The 16,940-nt window shown below is 49.5% G+C and carries 15 protein-coding genes; 9 read left to right on the forward strand and 6 right to left on the reverse strand.

The genetic code is table 11. The features are described from left to right. The first annotated feature begins 265 nt into the window (after nucleotides 1-265). The 4 genes from ACXAG2_RS11480 (at nucleotide 266) to ACXAG2_RS11495 (ending at nucleotide 5,014) form a co-directional block, all read left to right on the forward strand. A complete protein-coding gene (locus ACXAG2_RS11480) occupies nucleotides 266-940 on the forward strand; it encodes an SDR family oxidoreductase (RefSeq protein WP_474843061.1) in 675 nt (224 codons plus the stop codon). 127 nt (nucleotides 941-1,067) lie between these two features. Next, nucleotides 1,068-2,786, forward strand: coding sequence for a bifunctional isocitrate dehydrogenase kinase/phosphatase (gene aceK / locus ACXAG2_RS11485; protein ID WP_474867107.1), 1,719 nt, complete (start codon nucleotides 1,068-1,070; stop codon nucleotides 2,784-2,786). A gap of 141 nt (nucleotides 2,787-2,927) precedes the next feature. Beyond that, nucleotides 2,928-3,608, forward strand: coding sequence for a response regulator transcription factor (locus ACXAG2_RS11490; RefSeq protein ID WP_303572813.1), 681 nt, complete (start codon nucleotides 2,928-2,930; stop codon nucleotides 3,606-3,608). Next, nucleotides 3,605-5,014: a HAMP domain-containing sensor histidine kinase gene (locus tag ACXAG2_RS11495; RefSeq protein ID WP_474867109.1), complete on the forward strand. Its 1,410-nt coding sequence runs from the start codon at nucleotides 3,605-3,607 to the stop codon at nucleotides 5,012-5,014. The genes ACXAG2_RS11490 and ACXAG2_RS11495 overlap by 4 nt, the downstream gene beginning before the upstream one ends. Here ACXAG2_RS11495 and ACXAG2_RS11500 read toward each other — a convergent pair whose 3' ends face one another. Further along, a complete protein-coding gene (locus tag ACXAG2_RS11500; RefSeq protein WP_474867112.1) occupies nucleotides 5,015-6,514 on the reverse strand; it encodes a DUF3360 family protein in 1,500 nt (499 codons plus the stop codon). Between the two features lie 443 nt (nucleotides 6,515-6,957). Here ACXAG2_RS11500 and ACXAG2_RS11505 point away from each other — a divergent pair, with 443 nt between their 5' ends. Continuing rightward, entirely contained in the window at nucleotides 6,958-9,429 is a 2,472-nt protein-coding gene (locus ACXAG2_RS11505; protein WP_474867113.1) for a membrane-bound PQQ-dependent dehydrogenase, glucose/quinate/shikimate family, read from the forward strand. Between the two features lie 156 nt (nucleotides 9,430-9,585). Here ACXAG2_RS11505 and ACXAG2_RS11510 read toward each other — a convergent pair whose 3' ends face one another. The 3 genes from ACXAG2_RS11510 to ACXAG2_RS11520 form a co-directional block, all read right to left on the reverse strand. Then, entirely contained in the window at nucleotides 9,586-10,290 is a 705-nt protein-coding gene (locus ACXAG2_RS11510; protein WP_474867115.1) for a GNAT family N-acetyltransferase, read from the reverse strand. 167 nt (nucleotides 10,291-10,457) lie between these two features. Further along, nucleotides 10,458-10,997 (reverse strand): DUF3833 domain-containing protein, encoded by a 540-nt coding sequence (locus ACXAG2_RS11515; protein WP_474867118.1) that lies wholly within the window; start codon nucleotides 10,995-10,997, stop codon nucleotides 10,458-10,460. After that, complete coding sequence (locus tag ACXAG2_RS11520) at nucleotides 10,994-11,524, reverse strand: chalcone isomerase family protein (protein WP_474867121.1); 531 nt, start codon at nucleotides 11,522-11,524, stop codon at nucleotides 10,994-10,996. The genes ACXAG2_RS11515 and ACXAG2_RS11520 overlap by 4 nt, the downstream gene beginning before the upstream one ends. Nucleotides 11,525-11,635: 111 nt before the next feature. Here ACXAG2_RS11520 and ACXAG2_RS11525 point away from each other — a divergent pair, with 111 nt between their 5' ends. From ACXAG2_RS11525 to nspC, 4 genes are all read left to right on the forward strand, one after another. Then, complete coding sequence (locus ACXAG2_RS11525; protein ID WP_474867124.1) at nucleotides 11,636-12,538, forward strand: 1-aminocyclopropane-1-carboxylate deaminase/D-cysteine desulfhydrase; 903 nt, start codon at nucleotides 11,636-11,638, stop codon at nucleotides 12,536-12,538. A 129-nt stretch (nucleotides 12,539-12,667) separates the two neighbouring features. Then, a complete protein-coding gene (locus ACXAG2_RS11530; RefSeq protein ID WP_119502260.1) occupies nucleotides 12,668-13,069 on the forward strand; it encodes a hypothetical protein in 402 nt (133 codons plus the stop codon). A 94-nt stretch (nucleotides 13,070-13,163) separates the two neighbouring features. Next, nucleotides 13,164-14,366, forward strand: a complete 1,203-nt coding sequence (locus ACXAG2_RS11535) for a saccharopine dehydrogenase family protein (protein ID WP_119502261.1) — start codon at nucleotides 13,164-13,166, stop codon at nucleotides 14,364-14,366. Nucleotides 14,367-14,380: 14 nt separating this feature from the next. Further along, entirely contained in the window at nucleotides 14,381-15,511 is a 1,131-nt protein-coding gene (gene nspC / locus ACXAG2_RS11540; RefSeq protein ID WP_474867126.1) for a carboxynorspermidine decarboxylase, read from the forward strand. Nucleotides 15,512-15,640: 129 nt separating this feature from the next. On the opposite strand, the gene ACXAG2_RS11545 is transcribed toward nspC, so the two are convergent. Next, a complete protein-coding gene (locus ACXAG2_RS11545) occupies nucleotides 15,641-15,907 on the reverse strand; it encodes a hypothetical protein (RefSeq protein ID WP_303572802.1) in 267 nt (88 codons plus the stop codon). 102 nt (nucleotides 15,908-16,009) lie between these two features. After that, nucleotides 16,010-16,852: a 16S rRNA (cytidine(1402)-2'-O)-methyltransferase gene (gene rsmI, locus ACXAG2_RS11550; RefSeq protein ID WP_474867129.1), complete on the reverse strand. Its 843-nt coding sequence runs from the start codon at nucleotides 16,850-16,852 to the stop codon at nucleotides 16,010-16,012. Nucleotides 16,853-16,940 lie beyond the last annotated feature (88 nt).

The following is a 16,940-nucleotide window of genomic DNA, read 5'->3' on the forward strand; positions in this document are numbered from 1 at the left end:
CGCTTGCGTGTTTTTACTTACTGCCAAACGGAAGAATACAGAACTTTCTTTATTATTTTCAGACACAAAAACCCCCGCCAGTGAATGACATTCATGATTAAGGCAAGGTATTTCTTATTTGAAACCAAACTATCATTACTAAGAGCAGGTTAGCAATAAAAAATGGGCATGCTGCTGCCCTGTCAGTTGAATCATGATCAAACCTTCTCTCCCATAAGTACCAACACTAACTTGAAAAAATTCACCCGAGAGGAAGGAGTTGACGATGAGTAAAGTGGTACTGATAACCGGCGCATCCAGTGGCATCGGTGAAGCAACAGCCAGAAAGTTAGTTGCCGGTGGACATAGATTGATTATCACTGCACGAAGTAGCGATAAACTCGAAAAGTTAACCGATGAACTTGGCTCTCAAAACGTCCTTGCTGTGGCTGCTGATGCCACCGATTTTGAGGCACTTTCACAGGTAGTAAAAACTGGCGTTGACCATTTCGGACGCCTGGATGCCGTTTTCGCTAATGCCGGCAAGGGTGTGAACGCCGCCGGTACTCAAAATGGAGATCCTGAGGAATGGGATACCATGGTTGATATCAATATTAAGGCGCTGCTCTGGACGGCTAAGCTAACGCTTCCACACCTGAAAGAAACAAAAGGCCATTTCCTGCTCACCAGTTCTGCGGCAGGTAAAGTGTCAATTAAAGGGTCAGTCTACGGAGCGACTAAGTGGTTTGCCTATGGCTTCGGGATGAACCTTGCAGAAGAAATGAAAGAATGGCAGGGCCGGTGTACCACAATATGCCCCGGCATGGTCAATACGCCGTTCTTTGACGAACCCAAAGAAGACAAACTTCAACCTGAAGATGTGGCTGATGCCGTTGCTTTTGCCATCAATGCAGACCCGCGCAATAGTGTACGGGAAATCTATCTGATGCCGGCCAACTGAGTGGCACAGGTAGTAATATAAGTCTGTCTGATTGCTGACAGACTTATAATTACTATTCACCAGAGTGTTACTGCCCTGACACGCCATGTGCTAGGGTTATGGTGTAAAAGTTTAATGAGCACCGGCCATGACAGATACCCGCCTGGCGAAAAAAATCGCATTTCAAATTCTTACCCACTTTGATAAAAGTTACCGGTGGTTCACCCGTATAACCCGTGGCGCAAAAGAGCGCTTTGAAAATGGCGAGTGGTCTGCCACCCAAACCGCGTCCAGAGACAGACTGAACATTTATGAGAAAAGTGTTTCCGACGCGGTAGCTGATATCTATCACCTGGTGGAAGTCCACCAGCGGGATCGCAGCTTCTGGCAGGAATTAAAGGAGTCATTCACCCGCCACCTTGAAACCCATCCCCAGTTTGAGTTGGCTGAAACATTCTATAATTCCATCATCGGCCGTCTGTTCCGTCACCAGAGCTTTGATAATGACGTGATGTTTGTACTGCCCAGCCGGTGCTTTCTTCCCGGCCGCGACAGGGCGCAGGTGATTAACAGCCTCGACACCACGACCACCGTGGCACAAATGTATGAATCTATTTACAAACTTTACCGCTTCAACCTTGCCTTCGAAGATTATCCCCGTGATATGGCTCACCTTGAAACAGCGCTGCGCAAGCGTCTGAACAAGGAACAACTGGCCAGCGTGGAACTGGTGGAAATCCTTAAACCGGTATTTTACCGCGGCAAATCGGCGTACCTTATCGGTCGTATCTGCATGCCCTGCGAAACTCTGCCCTTTGTCATCTCCATGCATACCAATGACAATCAGGAAATTTATGTGGATGCCCTGCTTACGGACCGTCAGGATCTGAGTGTTATCTTCGGGTTTGCCCGCAGCTACTTTATGGTGGATACCCAGTATCCCGCCGAAATCGCTGCCTTTTTGCAGGAGCTGCTGCCGCATAAGAAGCATTTTGAATTGTATATGTCGCTGGGCCACCACAAACACGGCAAAACCGTGTTTTACCGCAATTACCTGCAGCATCTGGATAACAGCGACGACATTTTTGAGCGGGCACCGGGAACACGCGGTCTGGTGATGATGGTGTTCCATCTGCCGTCATACGGCGTGGTGTTCAAAATCATCAAAGATGAATTTGCAGAAAGCAAAAAGATTACCCGTCAGCACGTGAAAGACTGCTACAAGATGGTAAAAATGTCAGACCGTGTGGGCAGAATGGCTGATACCCATGAGTATGTGAACTTTCGCTTCCCCCTGTCACGCATGCATCCGGACCTGATTCAGGAACTGAAAGACACCTGTGCATCCAGCCTGGAATTTACCGGTGACGAACTTATCATCCGTCACCTGTACATTGAACGGAAGATGACGCCGCTTAATCTGTATCTGCTTCAGGAAACCGATGAAGACAAACTGCGTCACGCTATCTACGAACTGGGTTTGTGCATAAAACAAATTGCGCTGGCGAATATTTTCCCGGGCGATATGCTGCACAAGAACTTCGGCATCACCAAAGGCGGTCGGGTAATATTCTATGATTACGACGAAATTTGTCTGATGAAAGATCGTAACTTCAGAACACTGCCCAAATCCGACGATCCTTACGCTCTGGATACCCTTTCCGTGGCACCCGATGATGTATTCCCCGAACAGTTCGAACACTTCATTGTGGGTAAAAAGCAGTTCAAGGATATCCTCAAAGAATATCACGGCGATCTGATGACGCCCGAATACTGGCAAAGTGTGCAGGCAATTACGGCCCGCGGTGAAGTTCAGAATTTTACCCCGTACAATCCGGCCATGCGCTTCAGTAACCGGCGCACCTGAACCATCAGTTTCTCACAGTCTGCTATCATTAAAAGATTGTCATAAAGACTAAATTTAACTGGAAATCGATTATTCTGGTGATCAGGCAAGTACGTTTATGGCGTATTAGTTACTGACATTTCTGATGGTAGAACCACACGTATGAGAGCATTAATAATTGAAGATGATCACACCGTTGCAGATCACATCCGCAATGGTCTTGAGTCGGCCGGACATGAATGCTTTCATCAAAGTGACGGTAAAAGCGGACTGAACCGTGCCCTTGATGAGCAATTCGATCTGGTCATTTTAGATATCATGTTACCTGAGATGGACGGCTTTACGGTGTTGGACAACATCCGTTCTTCGTCTTCCGGTTTACCGGTACTGCTTTTAAGTGCCAAGAGTCAGGTTGATGATAAGGTGCGGGGCTTGCGCTCAGGCGCAAATGATTACCTCACCAAACCCTTTGCCATTGAAGAGCTGCTGGCGCGGGCTGAAGGCTTAACCGGCCGCACTGCCACCAGTGCAAAAGAAACGGAATTATCGGTGGGCGACCTGACCCTGGATTTGCTGCGCCGGAAAGTAACCCGTGGCGAAACGGAAATCGATTTGCAGGCCAAAGAATTTCAGCTGCTGGAATGTTTGCTGAGAAACCGCGGAAAAGTGGTGACCCGCAGCATGTTGCTGGAACGGGTATGGAATTATCACTTCGATCCGCAAACCAATTTAATAGACGTTCATATCAGCCGGTTACGACAAAAAGTAGATAAAACGTTTAATATCCCCCTCATCGAAACTGTTCGCGGTACCGGTTACCGCATTTCAGAGGGTATCGCTTGATAGCAATTGGTGCGTTTACCCGCAGTTCCAGCTTCAGGGTAGGCGCATTATTTACCGCCCTGTCTTCTGCGGGCATTTTATTTATTCTTTATTTCTGGTCGTTGTCGGACGACGACAAACTGCTTACAGAAGCCCGCGCAGCCCTTGCCGCAGAACGTTTTGCTTTTGGTGAAATTTACGCACAGGGCGGACTTTCCGCACTCACCTCCAGTCTTGAAGGCCGCGCCGCCAGTTCTGACAACGACTCACTCCTTGCATTGCTCGGGCCGGACAACACCATTCTGGCCGGAAACCTGTCGAAACTTCCCCCGCTGACCACTGACACCATGCCGGCCATAGTACCGGTGTCGCTACCTGATTATCTCCGTGAAGACATGTCTCTGCGCACAGAAAATCCGGACGCTAGTAACCTGTTGTACGATGTAGTGACCCTGGGCAATCATAAGATCTTTATAGCCCGCAACGTTGAAGCGCTGTACAGCAAACAGAAAATTGGCCGTGCTCTTGGCTGGATCTTCGCCGTCATGCTGGTGATGATTGCTGCACTCAGCTTCGGTGTTGCCCTGTATGTGGTGAACAGAATCAACCGCATGTCTCACACGGCCAGCGACATCATGGATACCGGCGATCTCAGTGCCCGCATGGAAATCGACAGCAACTGGGATGATTTAAGCAAACTGGCTATCGTGTTTAACAAAACTCTGGATAAGATTGAAAACTCCGTCAAAAATATCAAACAGGTTTCAGACAATATCGCCCACGATTTACGCACCCCGCTTTCCCGCTTACGCAGCAAACTGGAACGCATGGATGAAGGGGAATTACGGGACGAGGCGCTGGCTGAAGCCGACAACCTTTTGGCTATTTTTAACGGCCTGCTACGTATTGCCGACGTGGAAAGTGAGCGGCAGCGTGCCGGATTCGACAACGTGGCCCTGCATACTGTTGTTGCCGATGTGGTGGATTTATACGAACCTCTGGTGGAAGATCAGCAGGTATCTCTGACCAGCAATATTGAGCCCGTTGAAATTGAAGGTGATATGCACCTGCTGTTTCAGGCATTGAGCAATTTGCTGGATAACAGCCTGAAACATGCCAAAAATAACTGCCGTATTGAAGTTAACCTGATGAAAACCTCACACCGGATCATCATCGCTGTTTTTGATTCCGGGAAAGGCCTTCCTCCCCGCGAATTTGAAAACCTCGACCGGCGCTTTTACCGCGCAGAGCAAAGCCGTACAACGCCCGGCAATGGTCTGGGCTTATCCATGGTCAGTGCTGTCACATCCCTTCACTATGGCAAGCTCTGGTTCATCGATAACCCGCTGTGTACTCACAGCGGGTTCGGTGTTGTGATGAGTTTGCCCCTGCGGCAGACAAAGGCAAAACGACCGTCAGCAGATTAATCAGCCGTGATTCAAAATAGCCGGAATGCCGGGTAGCAAACCAACGAGCGCCATAACACCGGTCAGAACAACGAACATGATGCCGGGAATGATCCAGCGGTTCATTTTTGACAGTTCCGCGCTGCGTTCTTTACATCCGATTAAGCCCAGATTGTCCAGTAACATGGTAAGTGACCAGCCAAATGCAGGGTTTACAAGTGATGAGGCAAATACCACGATGGCTGCCGACTGGGTGGTTTTTCCTTCTCTGGTCATTTCCATGCCCGCTTCAAGTAACGGCACAAATACGCCCACAATCAGTGCTACACACAGCACAGGCTCCCAGATAGCAAGATCCATGGGATAACCCAGAAGCCCTGCAGCAACACAGAACAGCGCCGTTAAGATAGCACCGGCGGGAATCGGACGTTTAGCAATAGCAGCAGGAACAATGTACGTCCCCCAGGAAGAGGTGAAGTTAGCGCCTCCCATGAGTGAACCGGCTACCTGACGGGTGGCTGCACTCACCATTGTGTCATCAATGTTCATCTGTACTTTTTCAGTTTTTGCCGGATAACTGATTTTCTGAAACACCTGATGTCCCAGAAAGTCCGGTGACCACATTGCCACAGCCAGTACTGCGAAAGGCAGCACCACAATGAACTGCTCAATCCCCGGCAAGCCCAGCATCCAGCCGGTGTTTTCTCCCCACCAGTACGCCGGATTCATATTTGGTAACCCCGGAGAGGTATGAAACTCAAACGGTGCGCCCAGCAAAAAGGCCAGCCCGCCGCCAAGCAGACAACTGAGCGGCACTGCCAGCCAGCGCTTCTTCCAGTGCTCAAGTAAGGCATAGAGTACAATTGTGCTGAGTATTACCACAAAGGCAATGTGCGCCATGTCTATGCCCTGCGCCCATGCAAACAGCTTTTTCACCTGCGAGGTAGTGCCGATGAACCCCAGATACAGCAGGAGTCCCCCGCACACCCCTTTACTTGTCAGGTTAGCCAGCAAACTTCCGCCTTTACTGATGGCCAGCAGCATGCCGAAGATCCCGATGAGCAGTCCGAATGCCATGGGATGTCCGCCGGCTGCAACCACAATAGGGATAAGCGGAATTAACGGGCCGTGAGTACCGGCGAGGTTTGCGGTGGGCAGTAAAAAGCCGGAAAACAGTAATATGAAGAACGCCACAATCACCAGCTCGTAACGCACGTTCTCCAGAATAAACGCATCACCAAGCCCCAACTGACCGGCAAACGTGGCAGCAATGGCACCTACCATCACCACCTTACCAATGGTGCCGGCGAGTGCCGGAATCGTGTCTTCCCACTCAAAGCGATAATCCCTGAATGGCAAATTCGGCCGCCACCTTTTGGGAGACATGATTTGTAACTCATGCTCAAGGTATTCATCCCGGCTTGAAAACTCTGAAGAAGGCTTGTGTTGTTCTGCGTAATCTGAAGTTGAAGGCTGTTGATGATTTGAAGATGGGTTTGTAAACCCGCTACCTGATCCCATACTTTCTCCGCATGTCTGGCTTAAGAAAAAAGCCATCCTAGAGCAAACACCACCCGCCAATTGTTAATATAACTTGAAAAAATAAACATAAAACAAACATTAAAGGACATAAATGGTCGTCGCCGAACAATGAGCAACGGGGAAACCTGCGTTAACAAAGCACAGAAAAGAAGTAACAACGAGAACCTTTAATTAACATTTATATAACACCACGATATAAGCTATTAGTCGTATAGATGCTGTTAAGCGTAATAACTGGACTGATCATCTATCTCTTACCTGCCCGCTGAACCAAAACACCGCCATGCCGTAACCAAAATTGTAACGGGCAACCGCAACATCTGAATGCGCAGCCCGCTTCCCGTCGCGTCGTTCTGTGCGCGCCCTGTTTCAGACCTCTGCATCAGAGGCCTTTTCTTACAATTTTTAAGAAGGATTTTACTGTGACGACTTCCAGTCAGACTTCTGCCAGCAAGTACACATTATTTGTGTCTTCCCTGCTGGTTTTATGCGGTCTGCCATTGCTTGTTGGCGGTGGCTGGCTCGCTGCCGCAGGTGGCAGCTGGTACTATCTTCTTGCGGGTATTGGCATGCTGATATCTGCTTTTCTTCTGGCCAGACAATCACGTGCCGGTGTGTGGATGTATGGCCTGGTTGTGCTGGGCACTGTTTTATGGTCCGCATGGGAATCCGGGCTGGACTACTGGCGCTGGGTACCCAGGCTTGATGTAGTGATGGTGCTGGCGCTCCTGGTCGCCTTAACCATGCCCCGGTTAAAACAACCATTCAGTAAAACGTTGTCTTACACGTATGCCGGCGCATCTGTGGCAATTTTTGTTGTAGCCTTTGCCCTCGCTTTTGTTCCCTACGGCTTTAATCAATACGATGCCGTTCCCGCTATGGCAAAAAACTCTTTTTCAACTTACACCGGTCAGCTTGATAAAGCGGATCAACCTGCCAGCGGAGACTGGCCGGCCTACGGACGCGATAATGCAGCTACCCGGTACTCTCCCCTCACACAAATTAATACAGGTAACGTATCCGGCCTCACCCGAGCCTGGGAGTTCAGAACCGGCGAGATGGATGTAAAAAGCTGGGGAGCGGAAACCACGCCTATCAAAGTGAACGACCGGCTTTATCTGTGCTCTGGCCTGAACAATATGTTTGCACTGGATAGTAAAACCGGGAAGCAAATCTGGAAGTACGATGCCGGGCTGGATCAAAAAGACATTCCTTACACTGCCGCCTGCCGCGGAGTGGCGTACTACGAAACACCGGCCAGTGCGATGACAGAAGGACAGACAACCTGTAAAGCCCGTATTGTCGAAGGCACCCTGGACGGCCGTATTATCGAAGTGGATGCGGATACCGGCAAACCTTGCGAAGATTTTGGCGACCACGGCCAGGTAAGCATCAAGGAACATATGGGAGAAACTCCCGACGGTTATGTAGCCATTACCGGTGTGCCAAACATTGTTCAGGGAGTGATTATCACCGGCCATCAGGTTATCGACGGACAAGCCCGCTACGAACCGTCAGGCGTCATTAAGGCCTACGATGCAGTGACCGGCGAACTGAAATGGGCATGGGATATGGTTCGCCCGGACATAGACACCATTCCTCCTGAGGGTGAAACCTACACCCGAGGTACACCGAACATGTGGACTACAGGTACGGGCGACAACGAACTTGGTCTGGTTTATTTGCCTATGGGTAACTCAACTGCTGATTACTACAGCTCCATGCGCCGCAAAGAAGAGCATGAATATTCAAGCTCACTGGTCGCTATTGATGTAAACACCGGTAAGCCCGTCTGGCATTTTCAGACCGTGCATGCCGATGTGTGGGATTATGATTTAGGTTCTCAGGTTACTCTGCTCGACTTCCCTGTTGAAAACGGTACGGTGCCTGCGTTGATGCTGCCATCCAAACAGGGCGATTTGTATGTGCTTGACCGCAGAACAGGCAAGCCTCTCACCGGGGTGACTGAAAAACCTGTGGCTCAGGGTGGTGTGGAGCCGGAAGAGCGCTCAGCCACGCAGCCGGTAAGTGAATATCATGCTTTGCGCAAACCACCGCTGACAGCGCAGGATATGTGGGGGATCACTCCATTTGATCAACTGGCATGCCGCATACAGTTTCAGGAAGCCGCTTATGACGGTATGTATACGCCTCCCACTGTCAATCAACGCTGGATCCAGTATCCGAGCTACAATGGCGGTTCTGACTGGGGAAGTGTAGCTATCGACCCTGAGCGCGGCGTTATGATTGCCAATTACAATGATATGCCCATGTATAACAAACTGGTTCCCCGCGACATAGTTGATAAAGAAGGCTGGCTGACCCGTGCAGAAGAGAATGAAAAGTTCGGTGGTCCTGCAGGCGGCGCTGAAGGTGCAGGCGATCCACAAGTAGGCACGCCCTACGGCATTGATGTGAATGCTGGCTGGCGCCTGCCATTTACCGGATTACTGTGTAAAGAACCGCCTTACGGAGGGATCCGTGCCATTGATATCGCCACCGGCAAAACCCTGTGGGACAGACCTCTTGGTACCGCCCGTAATAATGGTCCGTTCGGTATTGCCTCTCACCTGCCAATTAATATCGGCACACCAAACAACGGTGGCGCAGTAGTGACAGCCGGTGATCTGATTTTCATTGCGGCAGCCACTGACGGGCTTATCCGTGCTATCGACATTAATACCGGTGACACGGTATGGCAGGATGAACTTCCCACCAGCGCTCAGGCCAATCCGATGGTGTATGAACAGGACGGCAAAGAGTATCTGGTGATCATGGCAGGCGGCCACCATTTTATGGAAACGCCGGTGGGTGACTATGTCATAGCTTATGCCTTGCCCGATAACATCGCCCGCAGTGCTTCCGGTGCAGGCAGTATATCAGAGCAGCTGTGATAGCTGTTTAGTAAGGGGTCTTCTCTCTAATCTCAAAAGCTTCCCTTCTCCGCATGCCGGTGAGGGAAAGCTTTTGCCAGTTTATGTACCGGTCTCTGTTTTACGGGATCAATCCCGGCAAACGGAGGAACTTAAACAGCCGTCAAACACATGCCTTTAGTTTTGAAGAAACTCAGCTAATCTTTGCTTTTGTCGCCCTGCTGCATCGAAGTTATCAGACGCAAGCCAGGCTGCATATCCGGCCCGCATTTTTGCATACTCGTAATCCAGGATCGCATACCATGCGGTATCACGATTTCGCCCCTGTGAGACCAGCATCTGGCGGAAAATGCCTTCAAAAGTAAAGCCGAAACGCTCCGCTGCTGCTCTGGACGGGGCATTTAATGCATCGCATTTCCATTCCAGCCGGCGGTATCCGAGTGTGATGAACACATATTCAAGCAGCAAAGACATCACTTCTGTAGAAATCGCCGTGCGCTGCATCAAAGGTGAATAGACCAGATGGCCGGTTTCGATTACGCCATTTGTCACATCGATTCTCATCAGAGAAACGGTACCGGCTGCACGACCTGAGACTTTATCGATTATGGCAAACTGATAAGGGTCTTTTTTAGCCTGTATGCTAAGCAGAAAGTCGCGGTATTCCTGCAATGACTCAAACGGTCCGTAAGGTAAATAGGTCCAGCTCCGCCCGTCATCACTTTGCTGAAAAGCATGGAAGAGACTTTCAGCATGACGTTGTGCATCGAGACGTTCCAGACAGCAAAACTTGCCATCAATGCGTAATGCTGCAGGCGGCTCCACAGGTCGCCAGTCTGGCAAAGCATCGCCAACAGGCTGTCCGTATTCATTCAGTTTCATTTTATACTTTTGCGGGAGTTAATTTGAACTGAAAGTACGCTACCACCGGAACTGTAGTAAGTGCCACTATTCTTTCACTTTAAAGCACCATCAGCTGGCGACGACTGAAATTTAAGTCGCCGCTTACCGGTATAGAACAGCATGCAGGACTTTGCAGTTATAAAGCTCTATTGCTTCTGCATAAAAATAGTCACTTCCGCCATGGTGATGCCAAATTTCTTTATATAAGAACGATTCATCATGGTGTCTTCAGACATGCCAAAAAACCAGTCATCAAAAGCAACTTCGTAGGTGGTGTCGTCAACAGGCAAATCCATGCTGTAGGTAAAGTTGAAGGCATTGCCGTAACTGGTGCCCTTTGCGGTGCCCAGAATATCGCCCGCTTCACCGGCGTACCGGCCATTTCCCTGCGGAGTAATGCGCCAGGTGCGCTTTTTCACGCCGTCACCGAGCTGATAAGTGAAGGCCTCTTCAAGAATGAGTACATCGCCTTCCTGACGGGCATTTATATCGACGATAAAGCGCTGCACCACTTCACCAGAACGGTCCTGCACAATGCCCCAGGCTTTAACGTCACCGCTGAAAAATTGATACAAATCGAATGCAGGCGTTTGCTGACGGTAGGTATCGCCCTCAGGCGCGCCGGCGCAACCTGCCAGTCCTGTAACAAAGGTAACAGCAACTAAAATACGTAAAACTGATTTCATTTTCTCTCTCCGGTCAGGGCTTTGCGAACAGCAGGCTCTGAGGTGTTTTCCGCCAGCCAGATAGCAAAAAATGCGTCAGTAAACGCTTCTTCCTCAACTTTGCCCAGCGGTTCGTCGTTATAATAAAACTGTGTATTTCCCTGACTGTCAGCCACCCCTGTCAGGCGGTCCCCCTCTTCAACATCAGGAAACAGCGCTTTCATTTCCTTTTCCCAGCGTTCGAGAACGGCTTTGTCAGAGATCCCCTGCCCCTTCATCTCTTTCACCGACCGCTCTGCAATGTCTTTGCCGTTAAAATCGCGCAGGTAGGTGAGCTCAAGGGCGAACGGTCGCTTATCCTGCCAGCTGCCATCAGCGGTAAACAATCTGATGTCGTATACATCCCAGAACAGATAGCTGAGCCGTGATTCTCCGGCCAGTTTTGCTTTGTCCGGCCAGAAGCCTCTCTCTGGATCAGAAACTGGATCTGCAGCGGCAGAATACATAAATACCGACAATGCCAGCGCACCGGCCGTTTTCGTAAACATGGGCAACCTCCGTTATCCGGAACAGGTAACTAATAGTGATTACAAGCTTTGCACCCGGCCTGATCATTCATTAACATCTGTTAATGTAGCTGTTCAGAACAATTTGTATTAATGACCTCACCAATTTCTCTGCACGATACCGGAGAGCTATTGCTGCCTTCACCGTTGCAACCATTCCACCCTGACTGGCCGGGTGCGGAAAAACTGAATCTGTATATAAAACGGGATGACCTCATCCATCCGGTTATATCAGGTAATAAATGGCGAAAGCTGAAATATACCTTCGATGCTCTGCCAGCCGGTTGCGAACGCATCATCAGTTTTGGTGGCGGCTTTTCTAATCATCTTCATGCCTGCGGCTTTTTATGTGCATTGTCAGGTTTACCATTCACGGCAATTGTGCGGGGAGATTACTCAGCGAACCTTACTCCCATGCTGGAAGATTTGTATCGCTGGCAGGCGGACATCCGCTTCGTTGATAAGAAAACCTACAAACTGCGGGATGATCCTGACTGGCTCTCGTCTTTATCTCAACGTTATCCCGGTTCAGTAATTATTCCGGAAGGTGGCAGTCAGCATCTCGCGCTGAAAGGCGTGGCAGAGATTATTGAAGAATGTGATGTGGAATTTGACCATGTCATCGTCCCCGTAGGCAGCGGCGCGACCCTGGCAGGGTTAATTACCGCACTAAAAAAAACACAGAGCGCAACAGGCATTGCAGTGCTGAAAGGTGAAGCGTACCTTGAATCTCTGGTAGAGAGCCTGCTTCCGCCGGACACCGCGATGCCTGCATGGCAAATTCATCATCAGTATCATTGCGGTGGTTATGGCAAAGCGCCGGAAGAACTGAAAGCGTTTTGTAATGATATGCAGCGCAGCTACAACATACCTGTTGAGCCGGTCTATTCAGGGAAAATGTTTGCTGCCGTTAAAGATATGATTGCCAACAGTCAATTTTCCTCTGGTTCTGTTGTGGTATTAGTGCATACTGGAGGTCTTCAGGGCGCACGGTGATGTGATCTGTACGGGCATTTTCTCCGTTTCAATGCACATATTCTGTCTGCTAAAAGATTATGCGCAGGGTTATCTTTTTAGTTGAATTTTTACACTTAAAAATCAACACGTTTTATCAGGAGAACCAGATTGATTAATAATCCGCAACAATTGCCCGAACCACTGCAATTGCTGGTTAACCGCTCACTTCATCTTTGTGAACTTATGCTTCCTCACTGCAGCGCGTTGTATCCTTTTGCTGCAATTTATGAAGATGGCCGCGTCGGCTGCCTGTTTGCCGACGACCGTTGCCACGGCGAAAATGAAAGTTACCTTATCGAACAGCTTCAATGGCGAATCATCGATACCACCACTGACACCGACAGCTACAGTGTGCTGGTATACGCCGCTACCGTTACCACAGACAGACACAAACAACTCAACGCCATTGCCATCAATGCCGGTCATCCAAACGGCGATGAAACTATGCTACTGTATCCCTACTTCCGGGTCGGGAAAAAGATTGTGGTATCCCCGCCAATTCCGGGCTGAAAAATTGCTGGTTACCGGCTAACTTTGCTTGCCAAAAAGTTGATGTCTGCTAGCATTCAGCGCAAATTTACCTAACGTCACGGGAAATAAAAATATGTCTCGCGTTTTAATTATTGGTGCTGGCGGTGTTGCCGCTGTAACAGTGAAAAAATGTGCCCGCCTGCCAGAATATTTTGATGAAATTTATCTGGCCAGCCGTACTGTATCCAAGTGCGAAGCCCTGCAAAAAGAAGTCGGTGCGGATCGCGTAAAAGCGGTTTATGCCGTTGATGCAGACAATGCTGCTGAAGTTGAAAAACTGATTAACGAAGTAAAGCCTGACTTGCTGATCAATCTGGCACTGCCGTATCAGGATCTGCCAATCATGGACGCGTGTCTGGCAACCAAAACAGATTACCTGGATACTGCGAACTACGAACCCAAAGACGAAGCTAAATTCGAATACAGCTGGCAATGGGCTTATCAGGATAAGTTCAAAGATGCCGGCATTATGGCGTTGTTAGGCTCAGGGTTTGATCCCGGCGTAACGAACGTATACACCGCTTACGCTGCAAAGCACTACTTTGATGAAATCCATTATCTGGACATCGTCGACTGTAACGGCGGCGACCACGGTCAGGCATTCGCGACTAACTTTAACCCTGAAATTAATATCCGTGAAATCACTCAGCGCGGCCGTTTCTGGGAAAATGGCGAATGGAAAGAAACTGATCCATTGAGCGTACGTGAAGATCTGGATTACCAGAACATTGGTGTCCGTGCGTCTTACCTCATGTTCCACGAAGAGCTGGAATCGATTGTTAAGCACTTCCCTACCCTGAAACGTGCCCGTTTCTGGATGACTTTCGGTGATGCTTACCTGAATCATCTGCGCGTGCTTGAAGGTATCGGTATGACCAGCATTGAGCCTGTTGATTTCCAGGGTCAGAAAATTGTCCCTCTGGAGTTCCTGAAAGCGGTATTACCTAACCCGGGTTCACTGGCTGAAGGCTACACAGGTCAAACGTGTATCGGTACCTATATTACCGGTGTGAAAGACGGCAAAGAGAAAACTATCTTCATCTACAACAACTGTGACCACGCAGTCTGTAACGAAGAAGTGGGCGCTCAGGCCGTATCGTACACCACCGGTGTACCGGCAATGATTGGCGCAATGATGATGCTGCAGAACAAGTGGAAAGCGCCAGGCGTATGGAACATGGAGCAATTTGATCCGGATCCGTTCATGGAGCAGCTGAACATTCACGGTTTACCGTGGCATGTTATTGAGTGTGACGAAAGTCCGTTCAAACGTTAATTGGAGACAACAGGTTGACTGATTTAACACAGCGAAATGATATTCCTTCTCCCTGCTATGTGCTGGAAGAGGAAAAGTTAATTCGTAATGTGACGTTGATGAAGCGTGTTCAGGATGAATCCGGCGTGCGTATTATTCTTGCGCTCAAAGGGTTCTCCATGTGGTCCAGCTTTGACATCATCAAACCTTACCTGCACGGTGCAACAGCAAGCTCAGTATGGGAAGCTAAACTGGCCGCAGAGATGGGCAAAGAAGTCCATGCTTACTCTCCGGCTTACAAGCAGGCTGATATTGCTGAGCTGAAAAATCTGGTCAACCATATCTCGTTTAACAGCATCAATCAGTGGCATACCCACCGTGAAGCGCTGGGCGGCATATCCATGGGTTTACGTATCAATCCTGAACATCAGGAAGCTGATACCCCGTTATATGACCCGGCTGCCCCCGGCTCCCGCCTGGGGATCCGTGCTTCTGAGCTTGAAGGTGTGGATTTGACAGGTATTGAAGGTTTTCATTGTCACAACCTGTGTGAGTGTGATTCCTTCGCCACTGAGCGCACATTGAAGGCCATTGAGGCACGGTTCGCTAAATGGCTGCCGTCACTGAAATGGCTCAATCTGGGCGGTGGTCACCTGATGACCCGTGCTGGTTATGATGTTGATCATTTAATTGCAACGCTGAAAGACTTCAAAGCCCGTTATCCTCACCTCGATGTAATTATGGAACCGGGTTCTGCCGTTGCCTGGCAGACCGGACCATTGATCGCCGAAGTAGTCGATATTGTCGAGAATGAAGGCAAAATTGCCATTCTTGATATTTCCGCCACTGCACACATGCCGGACGTTCTTGAAATGCCTTACCGTCCTGCCATTTTGGGTGCCGGTGAACCGGGCGAAAAAGCTCACGACTACCGTTTAGGCGGTAATTCCTGTCTGGCGGGTGATGTGATTGACACCTATTCCTTTGATAAACCGCTGGAAATTGGTGACCGATTGCAGTTTGAAGACATGATCCATTATACAATGGTGAAAACCACGTTCTTCAACGGTGTTGAGCATCCGGGGATTGGCATACTGCGGTCAGACGGAACCTTTGATCTGATCCGTCAGTTCAGCTACGAAGATTTTAAAGGCCGTTTGTCTTAAAACGCGCCGGCAATAAACGAAAAGACTGCCTTGAGAAGTCAGCAGTCTTTTTTTATGCCTGCAAGCTGAACTTCCGCCGGCGGGCTCAAAGCAGGAAATCCGTGACGCCCTGGTGAAAAAGAACGAGGTTTAGATAACACAGCTACCGCGGCAGATACCGGTGTGGCTGACGCGGTCGTCCAGCAGCAATTCTCCGTCCAGCAGAATCTTAAACTCCGTCCCTTCCGGAGCACTGATACTGTACTCCAGCCCGTACATGTGCTCTTCGTGCACATGGATCTTCGCTTCTTTATGCGGGTAAATCAGATCATAAACACCGTCATCATTACGCTCGGCCACTACGTCGAGCATCCATGTTCCCTTGTTGATTTCGATAGACAACGTCTTTTCAATCATGGTCGCTCCTGTTTTCCTTGATTACTATGAAGATTTGTATCCACATGCATGAACTGCGGATCAATAATCTTCATCTGTGATGGATGTTTCTCCGTTTTCCGGTTATTCCCCGTCCATCTCCAGACCAGCCTGATACAGTGCATTCTTTTTAAGGTTGTAGTGTTCCGCAACAATGGCTGCCGCTTTTTTCAGCGGCAGCAACGGCTTGAGTGATGCCAGCAGCGATAATGCTTCCGGCGGCAACGCTTTTTGTTGAGCAGCAGCCGGGCTGATCATCAGTACAAATTCCCCTTTCTGACGCACCGGGTCTTCCTGCAGCCACTCAGCCACATCCTTTGCTGCACCATCAACGTAAGTCTCAAAGGTCTTGGTCAACTCCTTTGCCAGTACAATATGACGGTGTTCGCCAAGGGTCTCACAAATATCCTGTACAGTATCCAGTACCCGTCTTGGCGCCTCGTAATACACCGTTGTGAATGTCCGTTCGCTCAACCCTTCCAGTACTTGTTTACGCGGTCCGGTTTTGGGTGGCAAAAAGCCTTCGAACATGAATTTATCGGTGGGCAAACCGGAAGCACTCAGCGCGGTTATCGCGGCACAAGGGCCGGGTAATGCCACAACAGGGATCCCCTCTTCACGGCACCGGCGAACCAGTATAAACCCCGGGTCGCTGATAAGAGGCGTACCGGCATCACTGACCAGAGCAACAGCTTCCCCGTCTTTTAAACGCTGGCATAACATGGCAGTGCGTTTATCTTCATTATGCTCATGCAATGACAGCGTGCGTGTATTCACGGAAAAGTGCTGCAACAGTTTATGAGTATGCCGGGTATCTTCTGCTGCAATCCAGTCCACTTCCGACAAAACGGTTAATGCCCGGGGTGAAATATCATCCAGGTTGCCAATCGGAGTGGGAACAATATAAAGCGTTGCAGATTCAGACATAGTGTTATCTCATACAAAATAAAAAGCGCAGGTAACTGACATTAGCGGCGGCGCTGAAACCGGCGCAGCGGATGCATAGCCCGTCGGG

The organism is Alteromonas sp. ABH4_456, from assembly GCF_056160645.1.

Bases quoted from the DNA above. Each gene is read 5' to 3' on its own strand.
- ACXAG2_RS11480 (WP_474843061.1), top strand. From the start codon at position 266: ATGAGTAAAGTGGTACTGATAACCGGCGCATCCAGTGGCATCGGTGAA.
- aceK (WP_474867107.1), top strand. From the start codon at position 1,068: ATGACAGATACCCGCCTGGCGAAAAAAATCGCATTTCAAATTCTTACC.
- ACXAG2_RS11490 (WP_303572813.1), top strand. From the start codon at position 2,928: ATGAGAGCATTAATAATTGAAGATGATCACACCGTTGCAGATCACATC.
- ACXAG2_RS11500 (WP_474867112.1), bottom strand. From the start codon at position 6,514: ATGGGATCAGGTAGCGGGTTTACAAACCCATCTTCAAATCATCAACAG.
- ACXAG2_RS11510 (WP_474867115.1), bottom strand. From the start codon at position 10,290: ATGAAACTGAATGAATACGGACAGCCTGTTGGCGATGCTTTGCCAGAC.
- ACXAG2_RS11515 (WP_474867118.1), bottom strand. From the start codon at position 10,997: ATGAAATCAGTTTTACGTATTTTAGTTGCTGTTACCTTTGTTACAGGA.
- ACXAG2_RS11520 (WP_474867121.1), bottom strand. From the start codon at position 11,524: ATGTTTACGAAAACGGCCGGTGCGCTGGCATTGTCGGTATTTATGTAT.
- ACXAG2_RS11525 (WP_474867124.1), top strand. From the start codon at position 11,636: ATGACCTCACCAATTTCTCTGCACGATACCGGAGAGCTATTGCTGCCT.
- ACXAG2_RS11535 (WP_119502261.1), top strand. From the start codon at position 13,164: ATGTCTCGCGTTTTAATTATTGGTGCTGGCGGTGTTGCCGCTGTAACA.
- ACXAG2_RS11545 (WP_303572802.1), bottom strand. From the start codon at position 15,907: ATGATTGAAAAGACGTTGTCTATCGAAATCAACAAGGGAACATGGATG.
- rsmI (WP_474867129.1), bottom strand. From the start codon at position 16,852: ATGTCTGAATCTGCAACGCTTTATATTGTTCCCACTCCGATTGGCAAC.